This is a genomic window from Microcoleus sp. bin38.metabat.b11b12b14.051, from assembly GCF_013299165.1.
Taxonomy (GTDB): domain Bacteria; phylum Cyanobacteriota; class Cyanobacteriia; order Cyanobacteriales; family Microcoleaceae; genus Microcoleus.
In genome coordinates this window covers 110,069-123,532 of record NZ_JAAFKD010000019.1, presented here as the reverse complement: position 1 = coordinate 123,532, position 13,464 = coordinate 110,069, and the positions used below count along the sequence as shown (strand labels likewise).

Below are 13,464 nucleotides of genomic sequence, written 5' to 3'. Positions count from 1 at the left end.
GCAAAACTCGTAGAAACCGGGTTTCTCGCCCCCGCGAGTTGGCGCGCACACACAATTCAGAAACCCGGTTTCTTCGTAGATTTCTCGTAACTAAATGCAAAACTCGTAGAAACCGGGTTTCTCGCCCCCGCGAGTTGGCGCGCGCGCACAATTCAGAAACCTTCAGAAACCCGGTTTCTTCGTAGATTTTTCGTAACTAAATGCAAAACTCGTAGAAACCGGGTTTCTCGCCCCCGCGAGTTGGCGCGCACACAATTTAGAAACCCGGTTTCTTCGTAGATTTCTGGTAACTAAATGCAAAACTCGTAGAAACCGGGTTTCTCGCCCCCGCGAGTTGGCGCGCACACACAATTCAGAAACCCGCTTTCTTCGTAGATTTTTTGTAACTAAATGCAAAACTCGTAGAAACCGGGTTTCTGGCCCCGCGAGTTGGCGCGCGCGCACAATTCAGAAACCTTCAGAAACCCGGTTTCTTCGTAGATTTCTGGTAACTAAATGCAAAACTCGTAGAAACCGGGTTTCTCGCCCCCGCGAGTTGGCGCGCACACAATTTAGAAACCCGGTTTCTTCGTAGATTTTTCGTAACTAAATGCAAAACTCGTAGAAACCGGGTTTCTCGCCCCCGCGAGTTGGCGCGCACGCACAATTTAGAAACCCGGTTTCTTCGTAGATTTTTTGTAACTAAATGCAAAACTCGTAGAAACCGGGTTTCTCGCCCCCGCGAGTTGGCGCGCGCGCACAATTCAGAAACCCGGTTTCTTCGTAGATTTCTCGTTACCAATCCCAAAACTCGTAGAAACCGGGTTTCTCGCCCCCAGCCAACAAACTCCGCACAAATTGTGAAGCTTGTTAATCAACAATAATTTCAAATCTCAAATTCAATCGCACATTCAGCCATAAACTGTCACAATCGGTTTTTACTTATTTCGATCGAGCAATTAAACTATAAATTCTCAGTGTATACCGTATATTAACGGATTAAAATCCTTATAAAGGATAATTTATCGCTTTAAAAAACATGATTGTGGGTAATTATTCTGTGTGAAACTAAGGCGGTGGGGAATCTAGGCGGTATTGATGCCGCGGGCGATCGCACTCCTCACTTCGACAACCACAGCCAGACTCTTGACATCCACACTTTGACAACAGCTATAATAAAAATAGATACAACAGTGGCAAGGATTCACACAATTATTGAATTGTGCCCAGCCTGCGATCGGGGAAACTATCGTTAAGACAGTAAGCAATCTACCAGCTTTCGTCAAGTCTTACAACTATTTATCATCCCCATGCTCGAACAACTACAAACGGACGGCGCTCAATCTGTGGACATTTTAACAGGAGAGCGATCGGCCTCTCAAGTTTCACAACCTGCACCAGCTACAACCAATCAAAACTTTATTTATAGAGTTTTAGAACTCACCAACATAGAACGCAGCAAATTGAGTTTGTCTCCCCTAACGTTAAATACTCAATTGCTGAATGCGGCGCAAAATCACACCCAAAATATGGCGGTGCAAGACTTCTTCGATCATACCGGAAAAGATGGTTCATCAATGGGAAGTCGGATTACTGCAACAGGCTATAAATACAGCTCGGCTGCGGAAAACATCGCTGCTGGTTCTTCTACACCGGAACAAGTTGTATCATCGTGGATGAACAGCAGCGGCCACCGCACGAACATTCTTAACCCCAATTTGAAAGAGATTGGTGTTGGTTACTATTTCTTAGGCAACGATACTGGCAGCGTCAATTACAATCACTATTGGACGCAAGTTTTTGCTACTTCGCTTGATGGTAGTGTCAATCCCGCACCAACTCCCACACCTACACCCGTACCAACTCCAACTCCCGCACCAACTCCAACTCCAACTCCTACACCCAGCACATTAGTCTCCATTACTTCGCCAATACCGAATGCTACAGGGGACGGTACTCCGACAACAGCACCCAAAAATACAGCCAGCGGTGGCAGTTATTTCCTATCGGATGCTGCTGATACTCAAATACCTGCCAGTGCTGTGGGATTGCCAATTTTTGCCCTTTCCGGCAAAGACAATCTCACTGGGGGAGCAGGCGCTGATACGATTAATGGAATGCAAGGCGCGGATACAATTAACGGCGCAGGTGGCGATGATATCTTATCCGGTGGCAAAGATTCGGATTCAATTGATGGCGGTGTTGGTAATGATTTTATCAGCGGCAACAATGATAACGATCGACTAATCGGAGGCGACGGTAACGATACTCTCCGGGGCGGGAAGGAAAACGATATCTTGATCGGGGGTAACGGCGACGATTTGCTAGCGGGCGATCGCGGGCAAGATATTCTGACCGGTGGCGCTGGAAATGATACGTTTGTTTTAGCAGGAGGTTTGTCTGCTACGGCTACCTTAGTCAGCGCGGATGTGATTACCGATTTTGCGATCGGCGATAAGATTGGTTTGACTGATGGTATCGGATTTGCTAACTTGACTTTTGAAGCTGTAAGTTTGAAGTTGGATGCAGGCGCAAGTGTCGCTTCTACGGCAATTAAGTCGGGTAGCAATTATTTGGGCATCGTGCAGGGTGTCAGTCAAAGTCAGCTTACGGCTTCTGTTTTTGTGACTGCAATTTAGGAACCGAAATATTACTGGTTCCCAGGTCAAGTGCCTGGGAACCAGTTACCGTCGAATCTTCAACCCGCGGAGGCGAGTTTTGTTTGTATAGACGCGGTTTCAACCGCCGAGTCTTCTTCAACCCGCGGAGGCGCGTGAGTGTTTGTGTAGACGCGGTTTCAACCGCCGAGTCTTCTCGTATTCACGTAAAATCTACAATTGTATTGATGCTACAGCCGATCGCAAATTGCCTTGAAACTCGCCCAAAATTCGATCGCACTCTTCCCTCTCCAAACCAGTCCAGTGCATCATCAAAGCCAACTTAACAGACTTGCCGCTTTTTTCTAGCAAAAAACCCGCTTCATCCCGACCCAAATCAGTCAAATCCTGCAACATCCGCACCGCCCGATCGCGCAATTTCTTATTAGTCACCGCCACATCAACCATCCGATTGCCGTAAACCTTCCCCAGCTTCACCATTACGCCAGTCGAAAGAATATTCAAAGCCATTTTTGTCACAGTACCAGCTTTCAAGCGCGTCGAACCTGCGACTATTTCCGGGCCAACCAACAAGCGAATATCCACATCAGCCTCAAAATTCACCTGTTCCACGGGTACGCAGGCGATAAACACAGTTTTCGCCCCCCGTTGTCGCGCCGCGTGTAAAGCCCCCGCTACAAAGGGCGTTGTGCCCCCAGCCGTAATTCCGACAACCACATCTAAGTTGGTAATGTGACGGTGGGCGATCGACTCTGCCCCATCCTGGGCCCGATCTTCCAAATCCTCGGAACTCCGCACCAAAGCCCCCGCACCCCCGGCAATTATGCCCTGTACGAGTTCTGGCGGCGTGCAGAAGGTGGGGGGACACTCGGCGGCATCAAGCACGCCCAAACGCCCAGAAGTACCCGCACCGACGTAAAACAGACGGCCTCCTTGACGCAGAGATTCAGCGCCAATGTCGATCGCCCGGGCTAACTGTTCGCGGGCACGGGCGATCGCGCTTAAGGTTTGCGCGTCTTCCCGGTTGAACAAGTCCACCAATTCGATCGAGCTAAGTTGGTCTAAATTCTCGCTGTTGGCATTCACCTGTTCCGTCAGCAGATGCCCCCGTTCTTCCAAATTCTTCATTTTTTGTCAGTTATTAATGGTTAGTGGTCATTGGGCATTGGGCATTGGGCATAGGGCATTGGGCATTGGCCAAACAGGGCATTGGGCATTGGGCATTGGCCAAACAGGGCATTGGGCATTGGGCAGTTGTCAACTGTTAACTGTTAACTGTTAACTGTTAACTGTTAACTGTTAACCATGATTGATTTAGAGGAAAACCGTAGATAAACTTAGATATTTCTCAAATCTTGAGGCGAATAAATGCAATTCAAGTCAAGTTGAATAATGACTGCTGCCCAATGAATGCCCAATGAATGACCAATGCCCTATGCCCAATGCCCAATTCCCTATGCCCAATGCCCAATGCCCTATGCCCAATGACTCTCACAAAAGTCCTTCGAGTCGGCGACGCATAGAATCGAGTTCGTCTTGGGACACATCAGAATCCGACTCTGGCTGTGACTCCGGTTGCGACTGCCCCTCTGCTTGCCACGGAGTCTGTGCTACATTGTCTTCTGGCGGAATCGCTAGCGCGCCAGCCGGCACCAGTTCCCAATCATAATCAACACTGTCGCAGAACTCCTTAATTTCTTCGTCGTCGATCGCCTCGACAGCGGGTTCGGGGAAATCCTGAGCTTCCAACATCACGCCAAAGCGGGTGGCGTCGTCTTCTGACTCAAACATCAGAACTTTGTTGCGCTCGCCGAGTTGAATGGTGTGAATTCCCTCATTCTCGGTGCGGGCATTGAAGAGTAAGACGAACACTCGCATAAGTTTTAAAGACCTTCTTAACCACCGTTTTTTTATCTTAGAAGCGATCGGGCGATTTTAGATTTTTAGATTTTCGATTGACTCTGGGTTGTAGGATGTCTGGGCATTTTAGATTAAGTTTGGTAAAGGTTTTTTGAAATCTTCGTCCCGCCCGCGGGCGTGAAAGTGGAAGTTCCCTCGTCTGCGGGGCTTTCATCTGCGATCGCCAAACCTAACGCACTCCTGGCATCGGCACTTCCGACCTCTGTTCTGAGTCTACCAAAGGCAGGAGCCACAATCGAGCGCATCAACAAAAGTTACATAGCAACCACCAACACAGTTAGGACGTTCTCCCATTGCACAAACATCAGCGGTTGATTGCTTCTTCATCCAGAACCTCGCGCGCTCGAACCTCGGACTTCTGCTGTCTGATTTCGTCAATTCCTGAATTGTCACAAGCTTTGAGAAACACGCATGACTAACTCGGACGATGACAAAAATCAACTCCTCCCCCGCCCGGGGCGCCGCTGGTGGCGCTTGCTGCTGCTTAGCGGTACGGGATTGGGCATTGTCGCCTTGGTGGGGGCAGCCGTCGCACGGGAGTGGGTGCGGACAAAGTTAGCTCCTTTGGTGGAAACTGAGGTCAGCCAGACGTTGAAGCGGCCGGTAAAAATTGGAGGATTGGAGAGATTTTCTCCGATAAGTTTGCGGTTTGGTCGATCGACTCTACCTGCTACTGCGATCGATCCAGATTATGCTTCTGCAGAAGCAGTGGAAGTGAGATTTTCTCTTTTGCCATTGCTGTTCAACCGCACTCTCAAATTAGATATTACCTTAGTTAAACCCAGCGCTTATATCGAACAGGATGCCCAAGGGCGCTGGGTGAATATTCCCACCCGCGAACCCAAACCTGCGGGTTTATTTAAAACAGAAATTGAAGCAATTCGAGTTGAAAATGCCGGCGCAGTTTTGGTGCCTAGTCCCGCCGTCGGACAAAAAACTGCGGCTCCGATTTCCGTAACTCTCAAAAATGGCAGCGCTTTATTTCGCGAGCAAAATCAGCGCGTTCTCTACGAACTGAACGGTCAGTTTACGAACAATGACAATTTCGTAGTCAAGGCAGACTCTCTATTGCCTGCGGCTCAAACCAACGTGCTATTGCAAGCGCAAAATTTACCTTTGTCGGACATCGCCCGGTTGCTGAAAATTCCAGATATTTCTCTACAAAAAGGTCTGCTAAATAGCAATTTAACGGTGCAAGTTCGAGATAATAAATTATCGGGAATTACTGGAACGGCAAGTTTTGCCGGAGTGCAAGCAAATATCAAAGCGCTGAAACAGATAGTTCAAAATGGTAGCGGTCAATTGCGCTTTCAAGGAACTAATTTGATAGTCGATAGTCTGACAGGTAATTACGGTTTAATTCCTGTTAAAATAGCCGGAACAGTTGCCGCTGGAGCAAATTTTAATTTCGATCGAGCTAGCTTCAATCTGATCACCAACGTGCAACCCGTAGCCGTGGCAAGTATTGTGAGTGCGGTGGAGACAGAGTTAGGGCAGAAAGTGGTATTGCCGATCGCAGTTGCGGGGGAAGTTAAAGCGGATGTTAAGCTGACTGGAACCGTCGCAGAACCCGTATTGGCAGGTACGATCGCCTCGACCAAACCCGCTACGGTCGATCGCCTGCAATTAAACAATATTAGCACTAATTTCAAATTGGAACGCCGGACAATGGCTCAAATGCCAACTCCCAATTCTCCACAGCCAACTGGGCAGTTTTCCACTTTAGCTTTGAATTTGACCGATATTTTGGTGGTGCCGGCGGCGGGCGGTAAAATAGGTGGGAAAGGCGAAGTAGATATAACGTTGGGAAGTGACAATTCGCGATCGGGTTTGGTGTTTGATTTGCAAGCGGAAAATGTACCCGCAGACGCCCTAGCCCAAATTTACGCTGTCCCGATTCCCGCTGCTGTTAAAATTGGCAGTGTCTCGGCAAAAGCTCAAATTTTCGGGCCGTTAGACAACATCCAAGCCCGAGTTAAATGGCAAGCACCGCAAGGAACTTTCCCCGCAGCGGGCGAAATTAGAGCCGGAGGCAATTCGGCGGATTTGCAAAATACAGTTGTGAAAATTGGCGGTGCTGCTGTGAATGTCGATGCCGCCTTCAAAGACCGTCAGTGGGAAGCTATAATCAAGGGCGATCGGGTGGCATTGAAAAGTTTGCAGCCACTGATTCCAGGGCTGATTTTGCCACCTGAATTAGCAGGTATGTTCACCGGAACCGCCGAAGCAGCCGGAACTCTGGACGATTTGAGTTTAAATGGTATTTATGCTAGCGGCAAAGGAACGTTGAATATTGCTGATAGTATTGTTGATGTTAGTGGCAAACTAGAATCAGGACGCTGGCAAGCTTCTGGTAAGACCCAAAAAGTTGCTCTCAATCGCTTAATTGATATTGGTTTGCCGTTCTTAGCTGCCTCCAACTCTAACAGATCACCAGCCGCAAATCTCAACAATCTTCAATCCAAAATTCAAAATCTTAAATCGCTTGACGGACAGCTAGCAGGTGAATTTAAAGCTGGGGGAACTGTTGACAATTTAACCGCGAGCGGCATCAATTTCAGCACAAATGGCAAACTCAATCTTGGTGACAGCAACGTCAATCTGAAAGCAGAATTGAGCGATGGAAACTGGCAAGCAACCGCAGAAACCGATCGCACTTCCGTCAGCCGCCTGGTAGATTTAGGATTGCCGCTGTTAGATGTGGCTTCAGCGTTCAATCCCGAAAATCAACAATATAGCAATCTCACATCCAAAATCCCAACTCTCAAATCGATTGACGGACAAATATCGAGTCAGCTTACAGCCTCGGGAAGTGTTGACAATTTAAACGGTAACAGCGTCAAAGCAAGCGGCAGCGGCCAACTCAATCTTGCTGACAGCAATGTCAATTTTCAAGGAGAATTGGCACGGGGAAACTGGCAAGCAAAATTAGAAACCGATCGCACTTCTATCAGTCGGTTAGTCGATTTGAGCATCCCGATTTTAGATGTGGCTTCAGCCTTCAATCCCGAAAATAAGGAATCTGCTAATCTAAAATCCAAAATCCAAAATCTCAAATCGATTGACGGCAAACTATCGAGTCAATTTACTGCTGCGGGAAGTGTTGACAATTTGACCGCTAGCAGCATCAATGCCAACGGTAGCGGCCAACTAAATCTGGCCGGCAGCAATCTCAATTTTCAAGGAGAATTGGCACGGGGAAACTGGCAAGGAACCGCAGAAACCGATCGCACTTCGATCGGCGGCCTGGTAAATTTAGGATTGCCGCTGTTAGATGTGGCCTCGGCTTTCAATCCCGAAAATCAACAAAAATATAGCAATCTAAGATCCCAAATCCAAAATCTCAAATCCCTAGATGGAGAGATATCGAATCAAATTCAAGCAGCGGGAAGTCTTGACAAATCAGCCGATATAGCCCTCAACAGCAGCGGCCAACTCAAGATTGCTGACGGTACTGTTGATTTTAAGGGAAAATTAGATTCCGGACGGTGGCAAGCTGTCGCGGATCTCGATCGAGTTATTCTCAGTCGCTTAGAAAAAACAGTCCGCGATACTCAACTCTTTACCCTGACGGCGACTTTACCCAAAGGATTTGACGGCAGAATTAACGGGCAATACCAAGCAGCGGGCAGTTTGGATAACTTGACAGCAAAGGGAATTCGTGCTAGCGGGGAAGGACGGATTTTGGTCGATCGACTCGGGGCGATCGATACTGTGGCAAAATTAGAAAACGGCAACTTAGAAGCATTGCTAGAAACCAACGGAGTTACCGTCAGCAATCTAGAACAAACCCTCAAACAAACAGGTTTGCTGACAACCAATTTACCGCCAGAAATTGCCGGAACCCTCGATGGCAAAATCAGAATTTTGGGAACTGTAGATAATTTAACCGCCAACGGCATCACAGCCAACGGCGACGGACAAATTCGACTCGCCAACGGTGGCGGAGTTGTCAACGCCAAAGCTAGCGCGCAATCGGGGAATTGGCGCGCATCAATCCAGGGCGATCAAATTGCCTTAAGTAGCTTCCAGAAAGCCTTTGAAGCCCAGCGCCAAAGCTTGCAAGGCAGCGGCTTAGTCTCCCAAGCCCAAAATCTCCCCTTACTGCGGGGACTGTTTAACGGCAATGTCGATTTATCCGGCCCGATTGGGGCGGGCACGGGGGCACCGCCCCTACAAAGTGTTCGCGCCGGCGGCAGTTTCCGCATCTCGGAATTACCGTTTTTGAAACAACCTTTGGAGGCAATATTTAATTGGGATGGGAAGCGGATAGAAGTAGAAAAAGCTGCAACTCCCGGTTTGACAGCTAGCGGATTTGTCGGCGTTGAGTTGGCTGGTAAAGGATTACCCTCGATTTCCAATCTAGATTTGGATGTAAAACTCTCCAACTTTAACCTGGAAGCCTTACCAGCAGAACAGTTGGCATTTTTGAGACCCATGGGTCTCAAAAATGATTCAGAGAAAAATCAGCCTATTCGCGGCAATGTCGATTTTACGGGCCGCCTCACCGGAACCCTTGCAGCCTTGAGTTTAGCGGGCGACGTGGAAGTGCGGAATTTAGCAGTAAATCAAGTCGCTTTCGACTCGGTACTGGCGGGGAAAGTGACGGCGAGTTCCGATAAAAGTGTTGATTTGCGTTTAGCCGGCGCCAGCGACAAAATCGAAGTCGCGTTAAATTCGTCTTTTCTGCCGACATCTTTCTTAGTCAAACGTGGGGACTCCGCAGCCAGCGGCCAAACTGAGGGCGAAACTTTGCGAGTAAATTTCAGCGATTTTCCCCTGGCTGCTTTGAATCTCTCACCAGGAAAAGAGGCTGGTTTGGGGCCGATAACTGGTACGGTTTCAGGACAAGTCAACGTGCCCGGTTGGAAGATGCCGTTAAATCCGCAGACTTTGCCAGCCAACGGACAAATTACGATCGCCCAACCAGTGATCGGCTACATTAAAGGTGACAGTTTCCAAGCCGAATTCAGCTATGCTAACGGCAGCGCCAGTCTGACCAACGGCATCTTCCGTCAAGGTACCGGTCAATACTTAATTTCCGGCAACGTCAAAGCGGGCGCCAACCCCGAATTTGCCGGGAAAGTGAACATCCAGCAAGGGAATTTGCAGCAAGTTTTAGCTGCTTTGCAATATTTCAATTTAGGCGATTTCGCCCGCGGGCTGAAACCTCCGGTTTATGCGAACGCCGCCTCCGTGCAAACTGTCGGAGTCGGAGAACCGGAAGCGCCGTTAATCGAACAGTTGCGCCGCTTGGCAGAAATTGAAGCGATTTTGCAGCAGCAGCAAGCCATCAAATCAGCGGAAAAACTGCCCGCACTATCTCAATTGCAGGGGACTTTTGGTGGAGAAATTGCGGTGGCCGGTTCTTTGCGGACGGGCGTGCAAGCTCAATTTAACGTCAAAGGCGATAATTGGCAGTGGGGCAAATATGTCGCCGAACAGTTTAGCCTTGAAGGGAGTTTTCAGGACGGGATTTTAACTATTTTACCTCTAGAAATTCGATCGGGCAAAAGTGCGATCGGCTTTTCGGGACAACTCGGACAAAAAGCTCAATCCGGGCAGTTGCGGATCGAAAATTTACCCGTGGAAGAGTTGGCAAAACTGGTAGAATTGCCCTTTGTGGACGTAACCGGAAACTTAAATTTGCGGGCGAACTTGGCCGGCAGTTTGGAAAACCCGCAAGCCACCGGCGAGTTGAGTTTGCTGGAGGGGACGCTAAACGGAGAACCGATTAAAAAAGCCGACAGCAGTTTCAGTTACAGCAACGCCCGCCTGAATTTTGGCGGCAGCGCTTTGGTAACTCAAACCGAACCGATTGAAGTGCAGGGAAGTTTGCCTTTTGGGTTGCCGTTTGCTGCTGTCAAACCTGACAGCAATCAAATTGATTTCAGGGCAAATTTGCAAAATGAAGGTTTGGCAATTATTAATGTCTTGACTCCGCAAGTTGCTTGGGTCAGCGGCAAGGGACAGGTGCAAATTCGCGTGGGAGGGACGCTGCAACAGCCTGTAGCGCAAGGAATTGCCAATTTTGAAAATGCAACCGTCCGGGCGAGAACCTTCCCAGAACCGATTACAGGGCTGACTGGGGCGGTGCGCTTTGAGGGCGATCGAATTCGGGTAGAAGGAATTCGGGGACAGTTGAGTAAGGGAGAAGTTGTGGCGCAGGGCGTGATTCCCCTATCTGTACCCTTTGCTGCGGGCGATGTCGATGCAGCGAATCCTTTGACGGTGAATCTCGACAAGTTGGCATTGAATCTAAAAGGATTGTACCGCGGCGGCGCAGTCGGTCAAGTTCAGGCAGCGGGCACGGCTTTGCGGCCGCAGTTGAGCGGTAAAATTGAACTCTATGACGGCGAAGTATTTCTACCAAGTGCCAGCGGCGGCGCAACTCGGTTAGCTTCTTCCCCAAACCCGACTCCTGCGACTGAAGCTTCCCCTAACCCGAACCCTGGGGATTCTCCTGCGACATCTTCCCCTAACCCTTCGCCTTCCTTTGAAGTGGGATTAAACGATTTGCAACTGAATTTGGGCCGGGGCGTGCGAGTAACGAGTCCACCGATATTAGATTTTAAGGCGACTGGGGCTTTAACGGTGAATGGCAGTTTAGACGATATTCGCCCTGCGGGTACGATTCGGTTGACTTCCGGCGCGGTGAATTTGTTTACCACGCAGTTTAAGTTAGATAAGGGATACCCGCAAACTGCTACCTTTGTACCAACACAAGGACTCGATCCGACATTGGATGTGAGATTGGCAACTTCGGTACAGGAAGTAACGCGCTTCCGCGCTCCGGGAACGTCTGTTGCTTCGGAAATAGCCGACGAACCGACTAATTTTGGCAGCGTGCGAAGCGTGCGGATTCAAGCGTTAGTCAGGGGTAAAGCTTCTGGGTTGGCGGAAAATCTGGAGTTGAGGAGCTCTCCAAGCCGATCGTCCACAGAGATTGTAGCGCTATTAGGGGGCAGTTTCGTACAGACTTTAGGACAGGGAGACAGTACGCTGGCGATCGCCAATTTAGCAGGTGCAGGTTTATTTAACAACCTGCAATCAGTGATTACCAATGCGACGGGATTGAGCGAATTTAGGTTATTTCCGACTCGAATTAGGGGCAATGAAGTACAAGCAGGGCGATCGGGTTCGGGGGCCGGAGGCGGTGCAGGTTCCCTCGGTATAGGTTTAGAAGTTGGTGCCGATATCACGCGCAATCTTTCAGCATCAATTATTCGAGTTTTGTCAGCAAATCAGCCCACAGAATTTAATTTGCGGTATCGTTTAAGCGACAAAATTTTGTTGAGAGGTTCGACCAATTTACAAGGAGAAAATCGCGTTACAGCCGAATATGAATTGAGGTTTTAGTCAGTTGTCAGTTGTCAGTTGTCAGTTGGTAGGGGCGGTGCCCCTGTGCCCGCCCTCTCAGTTGTCAGTTGTCAGTTGTCAGTTGTCAGTTGTCAGTTGTCATTCGTTTGTAGATGTGCACTGTGCTTAGTGTTGAGTTTTACACCCAATTCCCTGTTTGGCCAATTCCCTGTTTAGCCAATGCCCAATTCCCTGTTTAGCCAATGCCCAATTCCCAATTCCCAATTCCCAATTCCCAATTAATTTGCTATAATATAAATAGCACAACCAAAACGGTAGTGCTAGCCCCCCACACAAGGTAATAGGAGTTAAGTCAAATGGCAAACAAACTCCAAGTCAAAACACAGTCGATCGGCTACAGCGATTTATACTGGAACCGATTTAGTCCGAGAGTTGCGACTATCAGCAGCATCCGCAACGCCAACCACTGGGACGGCGGATTCATCACCTACATTGCATATCCGACAAAAGTAGAAGCCACAGCAGCAATGAAACATTTGCTCCTGCATCAAAAAGCTGCCGATGTCGATATGCGAAAAGCCAAGCGGATGAAAGCTAAAGGCATTCGGTGGGAGCTAAAAATTCGGGGTTTAGCTTTTAATGAAGTGTTGAAACTGGCAACAATGGACATATCTGGAAAGCTAGTTATGTCACCTGTAACAACTACTCAAGCCACAGGCTGATCGCGCATCTATCTAGGTTAAATTTGGCAGAAAGATGTGCCGGACACGGCATTGCCGTGTCCTAAAAATATCGCGTACAATCTATATTGCAATACGGTTCACTTAACGTTTTTTGTCATTGCGAGCTTAAGAGCGAAGCAATCGCAGAGACTATGACACTTCTCGGTTAAGTCAGGTGCGCGCCGAGCAATTATCTTCTTAAGTGAACCGTATTGATCTATATTGAATAACGTCGCAATTTATGCGTTAGCGATTTGCGGTTGCGCCCGCCAGCAAAACTTGCAGCAACGCCAGCTTAATTATCTGCGGCCACTTCTTTCTGTACGAGCATCCAACCTAACAGTGCTAACATCAAACCGAGTGCGAGAAATCCTAAATCCCAAGCTAACTCGTTAATACCTGGTTTGACGTGGTGAATTCCCAAAAGTTGATGGTCAATAATCCCTTCTACAAAGTCAAACAATCCCGCACCAATTAATATTGAACCTAAAAAAGTTTGAGTTGACAGAGGAACATCTTTCTGTTTGACAGCACGCCACAAACAGAAGATTCCCGCGATTGTTACCAACCAATCAGCAGCGTGAAACAATCCATCTCCGAGGGTGTTCAATTCTAAACCGATCACGGTAGTATCGGTTTAGACGCTGCTAAACATATGGTGCCACTGAAGTAGTTGGTGCAGCACAATTCCATCAAAAAACCCGGATTGACCGATACCGAGGAGAATTCCTGCGATAATTAGAGGTCGGCGGTTGTTAGCTGCGGTGGTTGGTTGGTTTGTACGATCGCTCAATGGGACACCTCAGATGTTTGAACTGCCAATCGTGGGGCTGTGAAGGGATTTGCCCGTACATTTTTTAGTTTGGCTGGAGACGAAGGGCGATCGCATCATCCGCGAGAGAGAT

Annotated in this window: 8 protein-coding genes and 1 pseudogene; 5 read left to right on the top strand and 4 right to left on the bottom strand. The window is 48.6% G+C overall.

Going from position 1 to position 13,464, the window contains the following annotated elements:
* The first annotated feature begins 1,022 nt into the window (after window positions 1-1,022).
* Entirely contained in the window at window positions 1,023-1,235 is a 213-nt protein-coding gene (locus QZW47_RS20085; protein WP_293130345.1) for a hypothetical protein, read from the top strand.
* A gap of 54 nt (window positions 1,236-1,289) precedes the next feature.
* Window positions 1,290-2,618, top strand: coding sequence for a CAP domain-containing protein (locus QZW47_RS20080; RefSeq protein WP_293130342.1), 1,329 nt, complete (start codon window positions 1,290-1,292; stop codon window positions 2,616-2,618).
* A 192-nt stretch (window positions 2,619-2,810) separates the two neighbouring features.
* Here QZW47_RS20080 and murQ read toward each other — a convergent pair whose 3' ends face one another.
* Window positions 2,811-3,725, bottom strand: coding sequence for an N-acetylmuramic acid 6-phosphate etherase (gene murQ / locus QZW47_RS20075; RefSeq protein WP_293130339.1), 915 nt, complete (start codon window positions 3,723-3,725; stop codon window positions 2,811-2,813).
* A gap of 16 nt (window positions 3,726-3,741) precedes the next feature.
* Here murQ and QZW47_RS20070 point away from each other — a divergent pair, with 16 nt between their 5' ends.
* Window positions 3,742-3,879, top strand: coding sequence for a hypothetical protein (locus QZW47_RS20070; protein WP_293130336.1), 138 nt, complete (start codon window positions 3,742-3,744; stop codon window positions 3,877-3,879).
* Window positions 3,880-4,088: 209 nt separating this feature from the next.
* Here QZW47_RS20070 and QZW47_RS20065 read toward each other — a convergent pair whose 3' ends face one another.
* Window positions 4,089-4,475 (bottom strand): DUF3110 domain-containing protein, encoded by a 387-nt coding sequence (locus tag QZW47_RS20065; RefSeq protein WP_293130333.1) that lies wholly within the window; start codon window positions 4,473-4,475, stop codon window positions 4,089-4,091.
* A 453-nt stretch (window positions 4,476-4,928) separates the two neighbouring features.
* Here QZW47_RS20065 and QZW47_RS20060 point away from each other — a divergent pair, with 453 nt between their 5' ends.
* Window positions 4,929-11,876 carry a translocation/assembly module TamB gene (locus tag QZW47_RS20060; RefSeq protein WP_293130330.1) on the top strand — a complete coding sequence of 2,316 codons (6,948 nt, stop codon included), beginning with the start codon at window positions 4,929-4,931 and terminating at the stop codon, window positions 11,874-11,876.
* A gap of 126 nt (window positions 11,877-12,002) precedes the next feature.
* On the opposite strand, the gene QZW47_RS20055 is transcribed toward QZW47_RS20060, so the two are convergent.
* The gene (locus QZW47_RS20055; protein WP_293130327.1) at window positions 12,003-12,200 is read right to left on the bottom strand and encodes a hypothetical protein; all 198 of its coding nucleotides are present in this window, start codon (window positions 12,198-12,200) and stop codon (window positions 12,003-12,005) included.
* On the opposite strand from QZW47_RS20055, the gene QZW47_RS20050 reads away from it, so the two are divergent.
* On the top strand, window positions 12,194-12,559 hold the full coding sequence (locus QZW47_RS20050; protein WP_293130324.1) for a hypothetical protein: 366 nt from the start codon (window positions 12,194-12,196) through the stop codon (window positions 12,557-12,559). The two genes, QZW47_RS20055 and QZW47_RS20050, sit on opposite strands and share 7 nt — an antisense overlap.
* Window positions 12,560-12,854: 295 nt before the next feature.
* Here QZW47_RS20050 and QZW47_RS20045 read toward each other — a convergent pair.
* Window positions 12,855-13,352, bottom strand: a pseudogene (locus QZW47_RS20045) (DUF2243 domain-containing protein).
* Window positions 13,353-13,464: the final 112 nt, after the last annotated feature.